The organism is Paractinoplanes ovalisporus (assembly GCF_016834655.1).
GTDB classification, from domain to species: Bacteria; Actinomycetota; Actinomycetes; order Mycobacteriales; family Micromonosporaceae; genus Actinoplanes; species Actinoplanes ovalisporus.
Genome location: NZ_JAENHP010000003.1, coordinates 223,759 through 240,039, shown reverse-complemented (window position 1 = coordinate 240,039; position 16,281 = coordinate 223,759). Strand labels below are relative to the sequence as shown.

Annotated in this window: 14 protein-coding genes; 6 read left to right on the top strand and 8 right to left on the bottom strand. The window is 69.7% G+C overall.

The annotated features are described in order from the left end of the window. Positions 1–78 precede the first annotated feature (78 nt). Genes JIG36_RS11285 through JIG36_RS11275 form a run of 3 tightly spaced genes read left to right on the top strand, consistent with a single transcriptional unit; the run spans position 79 to position 3,130 of the window. The gene (locus tag JIG36_RS11285) at positions 79–1,437 is read left to right on the top strand and encodes an extracellular solute-binding protein (RefSeq protein WP_203376049.1); all 1,359 of its coding nucleotides are present in this window, start codon (positions 79–81) and stop codon (positions 1,435–1,437) included. Further along, a complete protein-coding gene (locus JIG36_RS11280) occupies positions 1,434–2,303 on the top strand; it encodes a carbohydrate ABC transporter permease (RefSeq protein ID WP_203376048.1) in 870 nt (289 codons plus the stop codon). The genes JIG36_RS11285 and JIG36_RS11280 overlap by 4 nt, the downstream gene beginning before the upstream one ends. Beyond that, positions 2,300–3,130: a carbohydrate ABC transporter permease gene (locus tag JIG36_RS11275; protein ID WP_203376047.1), complete on the top strand. Its 831-nt coding sequence runs from the start codon at positions 2,300–2,302 to the stop codon at positions 3,128–3,130. The genes JIG36_RS11280 and JIG36_RS11275 overlap by 4 nt, the downstream gene beginning before the upstream one ends. On the opposite strand, the gene JIG36_RS11270 is transcribed toward JIG36_RS11275, so the two are convergent. Next, a complete protein-coding gene (locus JIG36_RS11270; protein WP_236046639.1) occupies positions 3,108–4,229 on the bottom strand; it encodes a hypothetical protein in 1,122 nt (373 codons plus the stop codon). The two genes, JIG36_RS11275 and JIG36_RS11270, sit on opposite strands and share 23 nt — an antisense overlap. 200 nt (positions 4,230–4,429) lie before the next feature. On the opposite strand from JIG36_RS11270, the gene JIG36_RS11265 reads away from it, so the two are divergent. Then, a complete protein-coding gene (locus JIG36_RS11265; RefSeq protein ID WP_203376045.1) occupies positions 4,430–4,789 on the top strand; it encodes an endonuclease VII domain-containing protein in 360 nt (119 codons plus the stop codon). Between the two features lie 135 nt (positions 4,790–4,924). Continuing rightward, positions 4,925–7,483 (top strand): tetratricopeptide repeat protein, encoded by a 2,559-nt coding sequence (locus tag JIG36_RS11260; protein ID WP_203376044.1) that lies wholly within the window; start codon positions 4,925–4,927, stop codon positions 7,481–7,483. A gap of 84 nt (positions 7,484–7,567) precedes the next feature. Here the strand turns inward: JIG36_RS11260 and JIG36_RS11255 are convergent, their stop codons facing one another. The 7 genes from JIG36_RS11255 to JIG36_RS11220 form a co-directional block, all read right to left on the bottom strand. Further along, positions 7,568–8,779: an RNA polymerase sigma factor gene (locus tag JIG36_RS11255; protein WP_203376043.1), complete on the bottom strand. Its 1,212-nt coding sequence runs from the start codon at positions 8,777–8,779 to the stop codon at positions 7,568–7,570. A 321-nt stretch (positions 8,780–9,100) separates the two neighbouring features. Further along, on the bottom strand, positions 9,101–9,442 hold the full coding sequence (locus JIG36_RS11250; RefSeq protein WP_236046808.1) for a YciI family protein: 342 nt from the start codon (positions 9,440–9,442) through the stop codon (positions 9,101–9,103). Positions 9,443–9,841: 399 nt separating this feature from the next. Then, on the bottom strand, positions 9,842–12,328 hold the full coding sequence (locus tag JIG36_RS54010; protein WP_307872669.1) for a GTP-binding protein: 2,487 nt from the start codon (positions 12,326–12,328) through the stop codon (positions 9,842–9,844). Between the two features lie 325 nt (positions 12,329–12,653). Further along, positions 12,654–13,004: a DUF6204 family protein gene (locus tag JIG36_RS11235; RefSeq protein WP_236046637.1), complete on the bottom strand. Its 351-nt coding sequence runs from the start codon at positions 13,002–13,004 to the stop codon at positions 12,654–12,656. A 176-nt stretch (positions 13,005–13,180) separates the two neighbouring features. Further along, positions 13,181–13,717, bottom strand: a complete 537-nt coding sequence (locus tag JIG36_RS11230; RefSeq protein WP_203376041.1) for an alpha/beta fold hydrolase — start codon at positions 13,715–13,717, stop codon at positions 13,181–13,183. 9 nt (positions 13,718–13,726) lie between these two features. After that, positions 13,727–14,275 carry a hypothetical protein gene (locus JIG36_RS11225; protein ID WP_203376040.1) on the bottom strand — a complete coding sequence of 183 codons (549 nt, stop codon included), beginning with the start codon at positions 14,273–14,275 and terminating at the stop codon, positions 13,727–13,729. Positions 14,276–14,306: 31 nt separating this feature from the next. Further along, positions 14,307–15,092 (bottom strand): class I SAM-dependent methyltransferase, encoded by a 786-nt coding sequence (locus tag JIG36_RS11220; RefSeq protein WP_203376039.1) that lies wholly within the window; start codon positions 15,090–15,092, stop codon positions 14,307–14,309. A 60-nt stretch (positions 15,093–15,152) separates the two neighbouring features. On the opposite strand from JIG36_RS11220, the gene JIG36_RS11215 reads away from it, so the two are divergent. After that, entirely contained in the window at positions 15,153–15,965 is an 813-nt protein-coding gene (locus tag JIG36_RS11215; RefSeq protein WP_236046636.1) for a phosphotransferase family protein, read from the top strand. The last annotated feature ends 316 nt before the right edge of the window (positions 15,966–16,281 follow it).

Genomic DNA, 16,281 nt, shown 5'->3' with positions numbered 1-16,281 from the left:
AGGCTATCTGATTACGTTTTCAGACAACGTTTACAGAGACGATACTCAATGGATCTTGCGATCGCGAGAGGAGTCCTGATGCGGCCCAAACTCGTTCTCGCCGCCCTGTCCGCACTCGCCCTGGCCACGGCGTCGGCCGGCTGCGGCGGGTCGGACAGCGGCGACGACGACAAGACGATCACCGTCGCCTACCAGAAGTTCGGAGCGTTCATCCAGCTCGACAACCAGCTGCAGGACGTCAAGAAGGAGTACGAGGCCGCCCACGCCGGTTACACGGTGGAGCTGGTGCCGATCGAGGCGGCCGAGAACGACTACTACACCAAGCTGTCGCTGATGAACCGCTCACCCAAGACCGCCCCCGACGTCATGTACGAGGACACGTTCCTGATCAACACCGACATCCAGGCCGGGTTCCTCGCCCCCATCGACGAATACCTCAACGGGTGGGCCGACTGGGCCCAGTTCACCGACGCCGCCAAGGCCGCCGGCAAGGCCCAGGACGGCAAGACGTACGGGGTGCCGATGGGCACCGACACCCGCGCCCTGTGGTACGACAAGACCGTCTTCAAGAAGGCCGGCATCGCCGAGCCGTGGGAACCCAGGAGCTGGGACGACATCCTGGCCACGGCCCGCACCATCAAGCAGAAGGTCCCCGGCGTCACCCCGCTCAACGTCTACTCCGGCAAGGGCGCCGGCGAGGGCTCCACGATGCAGGGCTTCGAGATGCTCCTGTACGGCACGAAGCACACGCTCTACGACGACGCGCAGAAGAAGTGGATCGTGCAGAGCCCCGGCTTCAACGACTCCCTGCAGTTCATCAAGACGATCTTCGACGAGAAGCTGGCGCCGGACCCGCAGGACGCCCTCGACCCCAACTGGGGCACCAAGGTCAACACCGAGCTGGTGCCCGCCGGCAAGCTCGGCATCAACCTCGACGGCTCCTGGGTCAGCAGCACCTGGCTCGACAGCGGCAGCAAACCGTGGCCGCAGTGGAGCCAGAACCTGGGCTACGCCGCCATGCCCACCCAGAACGGTGAGGCCCCCGGCAAGACCAGCATGTCCGGTGGGTGGCTGCTGTCGGTCGGCGCGAACTCCAAGGACAAGAAGGCCTCGTTCGACTTCATCGCGACCATGCTGAACAAGGAGAACACCCTCAAGTACGACATCGGCGCCGGTCAGATCGCCGAACGCAAGGACGTGGCCGCCGATCCGCGCTACCTGGAGTCCAACCCGTCGCTGGAGTTCTTCACCGACCTGGTCGAGGTCACCCACTTCCGGCCCGCCTACCCCGACTACCCGAACGTCTCCAACGCCATCCAGGTCGCCATGGAGGCCGTGATGACCGGTCAGGCGTCGGTCGACCAGGCCGCCAAGACGTTCGCCGAACAGGTCACCTCGGCCGTCGGCGGGCCCGACAAGGTGACCAGCGCGTCATGACGAGCGCCACCGCGCCGCGGGCCGCCAGGATCGGGGCGTTCGTCCCGGCCCTGGCGCTGCTCGCGGTGTTCTTCGCCGGCCCGCTGATCTGGGCCGCCTACAGCGCGTTCACCGACGTCGCCCTGACCGGCTCGGCCGAGGTCAACTTCATCGGCGTCGACAACTTCACCACGATGTGGCACGACGCCCAGTTCTGGAACTCGCTGTGGCTGACCCTGGTGTTCGTGGTCGGCTCGGCCGTCATCGGGCAGAACACCCTCGGCCTGCTGATCGCGCTGCTGCTGCGCGGCCGCAACGCCGGCACCCGCGGCGTGGTCAGCGGGCTGGTCATCGCCGCCTGGACGGTGCCCGAAGTGGTGGCCGGTTTCTGCTGGTACTCCTACCTGCACCGCGACGGCACCCTCAACGGCATCCTGGGCTGGGCCGGGCTCGACCAGAACTGGCTCTACACCACCCCGATGCTGGCCGTCATCCTGGCCAACGTGTGGCGCGGCACCGCGTTCTCGATGCTGGTCTACCAGGCCGCCCTCAACGACGTGCCACCCGAACTGCACGAGGCGGCCGCGGTCGACGGGGCGTCGGCCTGGCAGCGGCTGCGGTCGGTGACGCTGCCGCTGATCCGCCGGTCCATCGTCAGCAACCTGATGCTGATCACCCTGCAGACCCTGGCCGCGTTCGGGCTCATCTACGTGATGACCAAGGGCGGGCCCGGCACGAAGAGCTCGACGACGCCGATCTACATGTATCAGGAGTCGTTCCAGTTCTACAAACTCGGCTACGGCACCGCGATGGCCCTGGTCCTGCTGGTCATCGGCGCCATCTTCTCCCTCATCTACGTACGCCTGATCAAGGTGGACAACCTGTGACCGGCGCCCGCCGCGGCCCCCTGCGGCTCGCCGTCCACGCCGTCCTCGCGCTCGTGGCGGTGTCGTTCTTCCTGCCGTTCCTGTGGCTGGTGGTGGCCTCCATCCAACCCGGCGCCGCCCTGTCCGCCGACATCACGTGGGAGTTCTCGCTGAAGAACTTCGCCGACGTGCTCACCCCCGAGACCATCTTCCGGCCCGTGCTTAACTCCCTGATCATCTCCGGCGGCACAGCCCTGATCACGGTCCTGGCAGCGGTGCTGGCCGCCTATCCCCTGTCGCGCTACCGCAGCCGCTTCGGCCGGATCTTCCTGTACGGCATCCTGTTCTCCACCGGCCTGCCCATCACCGCGGTCATGGTGCCCGTCTACACGATGTACAGCCAGTTCGAACTGACCGACTCGGTGCCCGCGCTGATCCTGTTCATGGCCGCGTCGTCGCTGCCGTTCGCGATCTGGATGATGAAGAACTTCATGGACTCGGTGCCGGTCGAACTGGAGGAGGCCGCCTGGACCGACGGCGCCGGCTGGCTGCAGAGCCTGCGCCGCATCATCCTGCCTCTGATGGTCCCCGGCCTGACGGTGGTGTTCGTCTTCACGTTCGTCACCCAGTGGGGCAACTTCTTCGTCCCGTTCATCCTGCTGCAGAGCCCCGACAGCCAGCCCGCCGCCGTCACCATCTACACGTTCTTCTCCACGTACGGCCAGGTCGCCTACGGGCAGCTGGCCGCCTTCGCGATCCTCTACACCCTGCCGGTGGTGCTGCTCTACACCGCCATGTCCCGCGTCTTCGGCGGCGCGTTCAGCCTCACCGGAGCCGTGAAGGGTTAGCTTCCCCGGTGTTGCCGGCGAACAGGCGGTTGAGCTCGCCCGCGCGGTCCAGGTCGATCACGTCGTCGTCCTGCTCCCAGCCACGCGGCAGCTCGACCGACAGGGCGCCGCGGCGGGCCGCCCACGACGCGGTGGCGTACACCGAGCCCTGCGCCTCCTGGATCTTCGCAAGGGTCGCCGTCTGGAACTGCACCGGATGCCCCGCCCGGGCCGCCGTGGTCATGTACTCGTACATGGCGTCGTAGTCGGTCCGGTTCTGCACCGGCTCCCCGTTCACCCAGCGCGCGCTCAGGGAGTTGTTCGCCCACACCCCGTACGCACCCATGGTGGTCCTCTGATGATCCATGAGGGCGCGGGTGGTGGCCGGGCTGACCAGCACCGCACCGGCGTCGTCGAGCGTCTGCCACGGGTTGTACGCCACCGACGACGCGATACCCAGCGGCGTGAGGATCCGGTGGTGGGCGTCCATCGCCTGCCGCAGCGCGTCCTGATCCTTGGCGTCGGTGTATCCGGCGTCACGCGCCTGGCCCCGGTTGGCCGCCACCCCGAGCTGCTTGACACACGGTTCGGCATAGATCGTGCAGGTGGCCGACACGGTCACTTCCGCCCACCGGGGCCGCCCGTCCAGCTCATCGGCCAGCGCGGTCAGCAGACCTTCGTACGCGCCGAGGAACTCGGGCTGCCACCACTGCGGGACGGTGTATTTCTTCGTGATGTCCTCCGGGTCCACCCACTCGGTCAGCGGCCCGTCGTCGAGGTGCAGCGCCCAGTCCGGCGACTCGGCCCCCGCGACCAGGCGCAGTTTCAGGAACGGGTAGCCCGGGGCGACCGCTTCCGCCCGGTCCAGCGCGTCGGTGGCCGCCTTGCTCAGGCTCGCACCCGGCGTGAGCTGGGCGTCTTTCCACGACAGCCGCAGCACCAGTCCACGCAGCCGGGCCTGGTTGGCCGGGCGCACCAGGTGATCCTCACGCGCCAGCAGCCCCGCCACCCGCCCGCGCGGCGACGGTGGCGGTTCGGCCGCAGCCGTCGGCCCACCTCCCAGTCCGGCCCCCGCAAGCGGAAGTCCAGCAGCAAGTTTGAGCAACCCACGACGGCGCATGCCCGGCACGCTACCAGTCCACAGCAGACGGTCGCCCGCCCGGCGAATCTGTCGTACCCGGCTCCTAACGTGCCCTCATGACTCAACGGTGCCCCCGGTGCGGCAGACTCGTGGATCCCAGCGTCTTTCTCGATCCTTCCGGCAAGCGCTTGAAATCGTGCCGCCCTTGCCGAGACACAGCGCGCGACTTCAATCGACTGTTGCGCGAACGCATCGGCCCCGCGGGCGTGCGAGCAGCGAACCTGCGCGAGAAGTACGGAATCTCGGTCGAGGACTACGACCGGATGCGAGCCGGCCAGCGTTACAGGTGTGCCATTTGCGGCCGGCACGAGGATGACCTGCCGGCCAGCAAGGCAGGACGCCCGCGACTGGATGGGCTGCCCACCGCGATCGCGTTCAAGCTCGTCGTCGACCACTGCCACGACACCGGCCGCGTCCGTGGACTGCTCTGCGTCGGCTGCAACGCGGCAATCGGCCACTTCCGCCACGACGAAGCTACCGTCCGCGCAGCGCTTGCCTATCTCGCGATTCCATACCCTACTGGTAGGGATACCGCATAGCAGTCATTATGGTGTACCCGAAGTTATGTCCGTTTTCGGTTTACTGGATTGCCGGTATTAATAATCCAGTAATTCGAGCAGGGGAGGACGCCGCGCCCGCGATTCCAGTCGGACACGCGACGCTAACCTTGGGCCGTGCCGCCTTCGCTGAAGCCTGTCGATCCCGTCGAAGCATTGCCCGACCCGGGTGAGGCGGGCACGCTCGACGCGCTCGTCGAACGGCTGCGGGCGCTGAAACGCAGAACCGGCGACCCGTCGTACGAAACCATCACCGCCCGCCTCAACCAGGGCCGCCCACCCAGTGAGCACGCCCGCAAGAACACCGTGGCCGACTGTTTCCGACCGGGCCGCCGCCGCTTGAACGCCGCGCTCGTGGTCGCCGTCGTCGAAGTCCTGCACCCGGACCCCGGATACGCCGAGCGGTGGCGCCAGGCACTCCGCGTGATCCGCGGCGAGGCCCAGGCCGCCTCACAGGTCCGCGTGCACAACCGGCTGCCCGACGACCTGCCCACCTTCACCGGCCGCACCGCCGAACTCGACCGGATCCTCCCCGCGGCCACCGGCGAAGAACCGGTCGTCGTCGCCGTCGAAGGCATGGCCGGGGTCGGCAAGACCCAGCTCGCCGTCCACGCCGGCCACCTGCTCACCAACCACCACCGCTTCGACACGGTCCTCTACGTCGACCTGCGCGGCTTCCACCCCGACCCGGCCCTGCCACCGGCCGACCCGGCCGCCACCCTCGACGGATTCCTGCGGCTGCTCGGCGTGCCGGGCCAGAGCATCCCGTACGACCTGCAGGCCCGTTCCGCCGCCTTCCAAGAACGCCTCGCCACCGGTCGTGCCCTGGTGGTGCTGGACAACGCCGCCGGCACCGATCAGATCCGGCCGCTGCTGCCGGACACCCCGGGAAGCCTCACCCTGATCACCAGCCGCCGCGGCCTGACCGCCCTGCCCGGCGCCCAGCACGTCGTCGTCGACGTGTTCGACACCACCGACGCGATGCAACTGCTGGCCCACGCGGCCCCGCACACCCCGCCCGGGCCGGACCCGTCGGCCGCGGCCCGCATCGCCGAACGCTGCGGCTACCTGCCGCTGGCCCTCGAAGTGGTCACCGGGCACATGCGCGCCCGGCCCGGCTGGACCCTGACCGACCACGCCGACCGCCTCGACGAACGCCACCACAACCGGCGCCTCGACAGCGGCGTCGAACTCGCCCTCGACCTGACATACCAGGACCTGCCCGCCGACCGGCAACGCGCGCTGCGCCTGCTCGCCCTGCACCCCGGACCCGACCTCGACGCGTACGCGGTGTCCGCGCTCACCGGCGGCGACCAGCCCGGCTCCGACGAACTGCTGCGGCAGCTGCACGCCGACCACCTGCTGCAGCAACCCGCCCCGCAGCGCTACACCCTGCACGACCTCGTCCGCGCCCACGCCATCACCCGGGCCGTCGACGAGGAACCACCACCGCAACGCCGGGCCGCGCTGACCCGGCTGTTCGACCACTACCTGGCCACCGCCGCCGTGGCCATGGACACCCTGTTCCGGGCCGAAGCGGCCCGCCGGCCCCGGGTCGCGGCGCCGCGGGTGGCCGACCCGTCGCTGACGCAACCCCAAGCCGCCCACGCGTGGCTCGACAGTGAACTGCCCGCGCTGCTGGCCGTCGCCGGCCACGCCGCCGAGCACGGCTGGCCCGGCCACACCACCATGCTGTCGGCCACCCTCTACCGCTACCTCAGCAGCGGCTACCCGTTCGCCGCGCTGACCCTGCACCAGCACGCACGCCAGGCCGCCCTGAGCACGGGCGACGTGGCCGCCCACGCCGGCGCCTGCCTCGGCCTGGGCGTCGCCCACCTGCAACTGGGCCGGCCCGCCCCGGCCGCCGAACAGCTACGCCGGGCCGGGGAGCTCTACCAGCAGGCCGGTGACCCCGCCGGTCAGGCCCGGGCCCTGGCCAACCTCGGCATCATCGACCAGCGGCAGGGCCGCTACCGGGAAGCCGCCGAGCACGTCCGGCACGCCTCCCAGCTCTACCGGCAGGCCGCCGACGAGGTCGGCGAGGCCGCGTCGCTGCTCACCCTCGGCGCGATCGACCAGAACCTCGACCAGAACGAGTCCGCCGCCGACCACCTGCGGCAGGCGCTGACCCTGTTCCGGCGGCTCGACTACCCCGCCGGGGAAGCCGCCGCACTCAACAGCCTCGGCCTGGTCGAAGGCCGGACCGGGCGGCACACGTCCGCCACCGAGAACCTCGGCCGCGCCCTGACCCTCTACCGGCAGATCGGCAACCGCACCGGCGAGGCGTCGGTCCTGGACAGCCTCGGCACCGTGCACACCCGGATGGGCGACTGGGAACAAGCCACCACCCTGCACCGGCAGTCCCTGGCCATCCTCGACGACATCGGCGAACGACACGGCGAGGCCGACGCCCGCAACGGTCTCGGCGAGGCCGCCCGCGCCGCCGGCCACCTCGACGAGGCCGTCGAACATCACACGGCCGCCCTCACGACGGCCGAGGCGCTGGGCCAGCGCGACCAGCAGGCCCGCGCCCACACCGGCCTCGGCTACACCACCCACGACCTGGGCGACCAGCCCCGCGCCGAACACCACCTCACCCGAGCGGTCGAGCTCTACACCGAGCTGGGCATGCCCCGGGCCGACGAGATCCGGGCGTTCCTCAGCGCCCAACCTTGAAGAAGCGGATCGGGCCCGCCCGGAGCCTGACTTGGGGTGCCGGCGCGGGCACCCGACGGGAAGCCCGCGCCGATCCGCTTCTGCTCAGCCGGTCCGCCTGATCTCCTCCAGACGGCGCCGCAACAGAGCACGTTCCGGGTCGGTGCCAGCCAGATCCAAGGCTTTCCCGTACGCGGTGACGGCCTCACCGCTGCGCCCGGCGCGCTGCAGCAGGTCAGCCCGGGCGGCGTGGAAAGGCGCGTAATCCCGTAAACGGTCGTCGTCGCTCAAGGCGTCTATATAGGTGAGACCAGCGACCGCGCCGTCCCGCATCGCCATGGCGGCGGCCCGGTTCACGGCCACGACCGGAGACGGGGTGAGGGTGTGCAACACGTCGTAAAGGGCCACGATCTGCGCCCAGTCGGTGGTGTCCACGGTGACGGCCTCGTCGTGCAGGGCCGCGATCGCCGCCTGCACACCGTAGGGCCCGGGCGGGCCGCCGATCAGCGCCTGCGGCACCAGCGACAACCCCTCTTCGATCATCAGTGCGTCCCACCGCCCCCGGTCCTGCTCCTCGAGCAGCGCCGGCGAGCCGTCCGGGCCGGTCCGCGCCTCCCAACGGGCATGCACCAGCAGCATCAACGCGAGCAGCCCGGTGACCTCCCTCTCGGCCGGCAGCAACCGCCGGAGCACCCGCACCAGCCGCACCGCCTCGTCGGCCAGGTCACCGCGCTGCGCCACATACCCCTCGGTGAAAATCGAATACAGGGTCTGCAACACCCCCGGCAACCGCTGCGGCAACTCGTCCGCCCCCGGCACCCGGAACGGGATCCGCGCCTGGTGGATCTTCTTCTTGGCCCGCACGATCCGCTGCGCCATCGTCGCCGCCGGCACCAGATAGGCCCGCGCCACCTCGGCCGTGGTCAGCCCGGCCAGGCAACGCAACGTCAACGCACCCCGCGCGTCCTCCGGCAACGCCGGATGAGCGCACGTGAAGAACAACTGCAACCGGTCGTCGGGGAACTCGGCGCCCTCCGGCATCTCGGTCACCGTGTCCACGTGCACCAGCGCCAGCTTCGCCGCATAGGTGCGGTCCCGCCGCAACCGGTCCACAGCCTTACGCCGCGCCGTCGCCATCAGCCACGCCCCGGGCCGCTCCGGCACCCCCTCGACCGGCCAGTGCACCAGCGCCGCCTCGATCGCCGCCGACGTCACCTCCTCGGCCAGGTCGAGGTCACCGAAGCGTCGCACCAGGGCAGCCAGGAGCCGGCCGTGCTCCTCCCGGAACACGGCCTCCACAGCGTCCCCGGCTGTCACCGCGCGTCCCCGATGCCCGCGCTCACGCCCATCGCCTTCCAGCCTCGTCCCGTCCCGTCGCGGTGCCGCCCGCGCGTATCGCCCCACGGCTTCGTCCCGGCGCTGTGCCGGTCAGGAACGTCGCCCCACGGCTTCGTCCCGGTTCAGTGCGGCTCACGCGCATCGCTCCACCGATTTGTCGCGGCGCGGTGCTGGTCACGGGCGTCGCCCCACGGCTTCGTCCCGGCTCGGTGGGGTTCACGCGCATCGCTCCACCGATTTGTCCCGGCGCGGTGCCGGTCACGGGCATCGACCCACAGCTTTGTTCCTGCTCGGTGCTGCTCACGCGCCGAAGTCGGCGACCGGCCGCACCACCACCGAGCCGCCGCCCCACGAACCTGGGCAGCGGGCCGCCCAGTCCAGCGCCACGTCCAGGTCGGGCACGTCGATGACGTAGAACCCGCCCAGCACCTCCCGCGTCTCGGCGAACGGCCCGTCCACCACCGTGCGGGTGCCGTCACCCGCGACCTTCACGGTGGTGGCCGTGACCAGGTCGGCCAGCGACTCACCCGACACGAAGATCCCCGCATCCTGCACGGCCTTGTCGAAGTTCTGCCAGTCCTGAACGTCGCACCCCTCGTTCACCCCGTCCTCAGAGACGGCCCCGGCGTGGATGAGCAGCATGTACTTCACGGTGGTCCTCCTGTTGGCCCCGTGCGGCCCGGTGCCGCACTTCATCACGACGTTCGGGACCGACCCGCATCGACATCCCGCCCCAATTTTTCCCGAACTTTCTCGCCCGCCCACCACAGCCTCGCTGTGCCGGGCCGCAGACCCGGACGTCACCGGGACCGGCTACGACCCTGGCGGATGGCAGCGGGGCGCCGCGTTGTCCGGGGATCTCAGGGCCAACCGGCCGATCAGCATCAGCGCCTGGCTGAAGGCTGGTGGGGGATGTCGAGGAACACAACGCCCAGCAGGCGCCCGGGCGGCTTCAACCTTGCCGATCGGACGGCGCTTGCGGGTGGGCGGTTGACGTCGACAGGCCTGAACATCCCGCGGCGTGGCGACCACAACGGCGTGTCACACCCGGCGCGTCACGTGCAGCAGATACTCCTTGCGGTCCAGCGGGTTGTGGTCGGTGCGCGGGCGAGATGGCGGTGGGCCGTTACGTACGGGCTCGTAGCGGTCGAACACGCTCTCCAGCAAACCCTCACCGCGGGTCAGGCCCGGCAGACGACGCTGGAACTCGTGAACTCCCGCCGCCGGCAGCTCACCCTCCAGCACCGCCGGCCCGGTCGCCAACGGGATGCCGCCCAGCTTCGCCAGCAACGGCAAGACCTGCGGCAATGTGTCACCCGGAAGCTCCGCCCGGAACGAGTGCACCGGCTCGAGCACCGTCGTCCCGGCCCGCCGCAGCGCCTCCATCACCACCAGCGGAGTGAGGTTGCGGAAGTCACCCGCCGTACTGGACATGCTCTTGTCGAACACCGCGTGAGCGTGACTCTGCCGCGCCCAGTAACCGTTCCGGATCAACGTCACGTGATAGTCGCGGACCGGCCACCCCCGCAGACCCTGCCGCAACGTCTCGTGCACCGTCTCCTCGACCGCCTTGAAGAACGCCGCCGGCATCGACCCCGGCTCGACCCCCAACCCGAACGTCCCCGAACCCGGCTCGACACGCAGACCCACCGTGGCCAGGAAAGGATTGCCCCCGGCCTTGATCAGCTCGACGTGCTCGCCCACACCGGCCGGCCGCTCCACACACAACGTGACAGTCTCCCGGAACGCCACCCGCAGCCCGTACTGCTCGGCCAGCGTCGCCTGGATGACCTCCTTCTGCACCTCGCCGTAGAGCGACACATGCAGCTCGTGACGGGCCTCGTCCCGACGCAGCGCAATCAGCGGATCTTGCTCGGCCAGCTCCGTCAGCGCCGCGAACAACGCCCCACGATCCGGCCCGCACGACGCGACCACCGCGGTCTCCAGGCTGGGCGGCGCGAAATGCGCCGGGTGCGCTTGCTGACGCCGTACGCCGACCGGGTCCCCGATCTTGATCTTCGACAGCCCCCGCAACCGGCCGATCCGCCCACCCTCGATCCGCCGCCGCGCCACGACACCCCCGTCGGCGAACACGTCGATGCCGGTGACCCGCTCGCCGCCCACCACGTCACGCACCCGCAGCTCACCCGCGAACATGCGCACGTAGGCCAGCTTCTCGCCCGCCGGCCCGCGCTCCACCTTGAAGACGGTCCCGCTGAACGTCCGGGAGTTATCCACATTCCCGGGTTGTCCACAGGCCCCCGGCAGAGATCGCGGTTTCCCGCCACCATGAAGGGCAGCGGAAGGCCCCCGCGCAGGGGCAGACGCCTCTCCGCTCTTGTCGTCGTCGTCATCGCTGCCGTCGGAAGGAGCCCGATCGGAAGAGCCATCAGAGAAAGCCACCACCGAACCGGCGGCACACACGTCAGGCCCCGGCTCGAGGCCCGCGGTCTCGACGCCACAGTTCGACACCGGCCCCATCGCGTCGTCGATGCCGGGCGCGCACACTTCAGCCGGGCCGGCGCCGACGGGCTCGCGAGCGGGCGGCAAGGACGTGGCTCCTGCTTCGTCGGTGCCGGATGGGCGCGCATCGGTCGGGCCCGCGCTGTGGACGCCGCCCGGCGTGCAAACATCGCCCTCGTCGGTGCTGCGGATGCGGCCGGGTGTGTGGGCATCAACCCGCCCGGCACCAAGAACACCGCCGGGCGCGCACGCTTCGGCCCGGCAGGTGCCGTCGAACCCGCCGGGAGGGCGCGCTTCGGTTGGGCCCGCGCTGTCGACGCCGCCGGGCGCACAGACGTCGCCCGCGTCGGAGTTGTGAACGCTGGCGGGCTCCGGGGTGGGGAGCAGGGACGTGATGCCTGTTATCAGGTCGTCGATGCCCGCGCCGGTGACGGCGGAACCGAAGTAGACGGGGTGCACCCGGTCGTGGGCCCGGAACGGTGGGGGCCGGCGGTCCTCGACCAGGGCCGCCAGCACCTGATCGTCGTGGTCGGCCAAGCGCAGCCAATCGGGGGCGGCCGTTACCGCGGCCGCGCGGGTGCCCAGGTCGGCGACGCGGCTCATCGGCAGCAGGGCGGGGCTCAGACGGGCGGCGATCTCGTCCAGCACGCCGGTGAAACGGGCACCCGCGCGGTCGACCTTGTTCACGAAGATCAGGGTGGGGATGCGCAGGCGGTGCAGGGTCCGGGCCAGGATGCGGGTCTGCGCCTGCACCCCCTCGACGGCCGACACCACCAGGACGGCGCCGTCGAGGACGTCCAGGACACGTTCCACCTCGGCGATGAAGTCGGGATGGCCAGGAGTGTCGATCAGGTTGACGGTGGTGCCGCGCAGACGGAACGACACCACCGCCGCCTTGATGGTGATGCCACGGCGGCGTTCCAGATCGAGCGTGTCCGTGCGGGTGTTGCCCTCGTCCACACTGCCGAGCGTGTCGGTGACACCCGCGGTGTGCAGGAGGCGTTCGGTGAGACTGGTCTTACCAGCGTCGACGTGCGCCACAATTCCGAGATTGAGCAGGGGCATGCGCCATGTCCTTCGACAGCAAACGGATTCGGGTCGGCTGGGACACGAACGCAGCTCGCATGCTCATTTCTCCTTCTCAACAGTCACCGGCGACAACCGGGACAAGCACATTCCACCTGTGAACCGGTAGGCAGCCGGGATCAGCGCGCTCTGAGGTCACTGGCGCCTCGACCGGCGCCAACCGGGTTGGGACGCGGTCAGGGCGCAGACCAGACGGCCGACCCGACTTCGGACGGCATGTTCCGAGATCACCGCGGCGCCATACACGGGTGGATAGTCGACGCCGCGAACAACCACCAGAGCCGGCCGCGAAGGCAGGAACGGCCTACTGGCGGGAAGCCTCCCGGCGGCCCCGCTTGCCCAACGGCACCTCGGCCATGTCGACGGCCTGCACCGTCACGTTCTTGATCGGATAACCCCGCTCGGCCATCCACTCCTCCGCCTTGATCTGCGCCCGCACCGCCGCCTGCGGCACCTCGTCGGCGTCGGCGGCCTCCTCGGCGAACCGGAACGTGAAGAACGGACGCCCCGGCAGGTCGTAGGCCAGATAACCCTCGGCGGTGTACTGCGTGTTCATGAAATCGTGCTCACCGGCCACCGCCACGAGCGACGCCATCTGAGCCTCGCTCAAACCGTCGAAACTGCCACGCACGGTCACCCGCACAGCCCGGCTCATCCACATCCCCTTCATCCGAACACCACCCCGCGCAGGAGGCCGAACACGACCCCACGCAAGAGGCCGACAACGACCCCGGACGAGAACCGAACACGACCCGGCCACGGCCGAACGACCCCGCAGCAGGACCGACGGCCAGTATCAACCAACCCCGGACCCGGGCGAAACCGGATTAATCACGGCCACCCGATGTCATCGAGAAACTCGTCGATCGCGACCACCACCCGCGCCAGCACCGCGATCGTGTCCGTCAACGGCCCCGGAACATACATCCCGTGATTCGCCGCCGGCACCTCCACCACGTACGGGGAAAGCTCCTGCGCCAAAGCCCGATCCCACAACGGATCAGCCGTCCCACCCACCAGCAGGAACGGCGCCGTCGCCCGGCCCAACGCCGCCGGCACCCACGGAACCGTCAACACCGGCGTCAACCACACCGCCGGCAGACTCCGCTCCGCCGCCAACCCCGCCGCGAAAGACCCCAACGACTTGCCGATCAGCAACGGCTGCCCACCCAGACCATCGAGCACCGGCGCCACCTCGGAACACACCCACGACTCCACCGCCGGCTCGAACAACTCCCGCGGACGCTCACCAACCCAATCGTGACGGTGCACGGTGGCGCCCCGAAAATGCGGCACGTCACCCGCATACTCCAGCAGACCCGCGGAACTACCGTTCCGACCCCCGGGAATCACCACAGCATCGGCCATGCGCAGACGCTAACCGGGCTGGAACCGGAACGCGATGCCTCGCGGATCACCAACATCCGACAACCCCGCCACCTCGGTGAACCCCGCCAGCCGCGCCAACGCCGCCGACGCCGAATCCACCCCGCTGAGCTGCACCGTCACACCCCGGAAACCCAGCCAAGCCTCCACCGCGAACTCATCGGGCCCCAACCCGTCGAGATCACCCGACACGGTGGCCACCACCCGGATCCGCTCACCGTCCTGCTCGGCCACCCGCACCACCACCCGGTCGAACCGGTGATGACCCCGCAACCGCACCGACGCCTCAGCCGGCTCCGCGAACGACCCGCTCGACACCTCGAGCCCCGCCACCGCCCGCCAATCCGGCACTTCCAGCGGCAACCAGTCAAGATCCAACGTCGCCGACTCACCGTCAACCGGCGCCAACGGCACCACACACGTCCAGGTCAGAGCCGGAGCCACCCCGATCACCGGGTTGTCGAACAGCAGCCCCGACCAACCGCCACCCTCGACGGCGATCAGCGCGCGAGCCTCCAGCCCGCCCTTCTCGTCAGCCACGGCCGGGAGTTTGCCACAACCCCCCGACAAATCAACGCACGGCCACCGTCAGCAGATGACTGCTCGCCCCCAACAGGCTCGGCTCCTCCTCGACCCTCCGCAACATCTCCAGCAGAAGCGAAGGCTCATCCAGAAAATCCGCCAGCGCCGACGAACTCATCCACAACGGACCCTCCACCGACACCACCCGCGACAACCGCAACCCCGCATCGGCCACCTCACCCGCCGTCTCCTCCGGCCGGTGGAAATACGCACTCGTGAACCACCGCGGCACCCCACCCGGATTGCTGTGCCGCCCATCCGCCAGGGCCTGCTCCACCACCGGCCGGAACTCCGGATCCCGATAGAACCCCTTCACGAACCCGTCGAACATCGAAGCGAACCGGCTGATCGTCGCCGCCACCACCAAACCACCCGGACGCACCACCCGAGCCGCCTCCCGCCACGCCGCCACCCGCTCCGACCGGTCCTGCAGGTGATACAACGGCCCGAACAACAACACGGCATCCGCGCTCGCATCCTCCGCCGGCAGATCACGGGCATCACCCCGTACGGCCGAAACGCCCGGCAAAGCCCCCGCCACCGCGACATGCTCACCCACCGGATCCACCACCGTCACCCGATAACCGGCCTCCGCGAGCGGCTTCGCATAAACCCCGGTCGCCCCACCCACATCGAGCACATCGGCCGGCGCCTCCGGAAGAGCACGGACCAGAACATCCCACGTACGCAGGAACTCCAGCCGCCCCGCCCCCGCCGACAACCGGTCCCGCTCGCCGCCACGCAGGTAATAGTCGAGAATCTCCCGTTGCACCATGCCGCCGATCGTCCGATCCCGCCGACAAACCCGACAACCCATTTCCCGTACGGAGCTCCCATGCACCCACTCGGCTCAGGCATGGAAGGCGTCGTGCACGCTCTCGACGACACCCGCGTGGCCAAAACCTGGCACCACGCGTCCGTCCCCGAACTGCGCCGCCTCGCCCGCTTCTACGACGAGCTCGACACCGGACGGTTCTCGTTCGCCGTCCCCCGCATCCTCGACATCACCGAGCAGGACCGCCGGCTCGTCACCATCGAACGCCGCCTCACCGGAACCCCCGGACAGGCCACCGCCGACACCATGCTCGACATCCTCGCCGAACTCGCCGCCTCCGGTCCCGTACCCACGGCTCGAGAGCTGGCCGTCCCGTTCCAGGGCAACACTTTCCCCGAGGCCCTGGCCGCCCACGCCGCCTCCCGCGTCACCCCCGTCCTGCGAGCGGCCGTCGACAACCTCGAAACCAAAGTCCAGGCCCTCCGCGTACGCCTCCCCGAGCGCGACACCGGCCGGCGTTCCGTCATCCACGGCGACCTGGTGCCCGCCAACGTCCTCACCGACCACGCCGGCCGTCCCACCGCCGTGCTCGACTGGGGTTTCCTCACCACCGAGGGCGACCCGGCTTTCGAGGCCGCCGTCACCGCCGCGATCTACGACATGTACGGCCCGGCCGCCCTGGAAACCGAACTCGACCTGCTGACCCGCTGCGAACAACGCTTCGGCTACGACCGCACGACGCTGCTGCTCTACCGGGCTGCGTACTCCGTCATCACCGCCACCGCCTACGACCCGACCGGCCAGGACGGTCACTTCGCGTGGTGCGCCGCGGCCCTGAACCGGCCCGACGTGGTCCAGGCTCTTCTCTTTTAGTCGAGGTCAGGGAGCGGCCCGCAGGGTCGCTCTTCCTTCTGGTGCTCTTGATCTCTGCGCGTAAGGCATCCTAGGAAGATAGGATGTTAGGAACGCGATGGGTGAGACGGCGGGGATTGGCGGCCGCGCCCCGAGTGGTCGCCGGGTCTTCGAAGAGCTGAGCGCCCGGCTCACCGGCAGCCTCGCGTCCCGCGCCATTTCGGTGCGCTCCGCCGGGTCAGGATTGTGGCTCCGCCACTCGACGACCACAGCCGACGCGGCGGGATCCCGCGTGACCAACACTCACAGCCGCGGAAAGGGAACGTTGGCGAGGCGC

Coding starts and splice junctions, on each gene's coding strand:
- JIG36_RS54010 (WP_307872669.1), bottom strand. CDS start 12,328: ATGCCCCTGCTCAATCTCGGAATTGTGGCGCACGTCGACGCTGGTAAG.
- JIG36_RS11215 (WP_236046636.1), top strand. CDS start 15,153: ATGCACCCACTCGGCTCAGGCATGGAAGGCGTCGTGCACGCTCTCGAC.
- JIG36_RS11235 (WP_236046637.1), bottom strand. CDS start 13,004: ATGAGCCGGGCTGTGCGGGTGACCGTGCGTGGCAGTTTCGACGGTTTG.
- JIG36_RS11220 (WP_203376039.1), bottom strand. CDS start 15,092: ATGGTGCAACGGGAGATTCTCGACTATTACCTGCGTGGCGGCGAGCGG.
- JIG36_RS11230 (WP_203376041.1), bottom strand. CDS start 13,717: ATGGCCGATGCTGTGGTGATTCCCGGGGGTCGGAACGGTAGTTCCGCG.
- JIG36_RS11250 (WP_236046808.1), bottom strand. CDS start 9,442: ATGCTGCTCATCCACGCCGGGGCCGTCTCTGAGGACGGGGTGAACGAG.
- JIG36_RS11285 (WP_203376049.1), top strand. CDS start 79: ATGCGGCCCAAACTCGTTCTCGCCGCCCTGTCCGCACTCGCCCTGGCC.
- JIG36_RS11280 (WP_203376048.1), top strand. CDS start 1,434: ATGACGAGCGCCACCGCGCCGCGGGCCGCCAGGATCGGGGCGTTCGTC.
- JIG36_RS11270 (WP_236046639.1), bottom strand. CDS start 4,229: ATGCGCCGTCGTGGGTTGCTCAAACTTGCTGCTGGACTTCCGCTTGCG.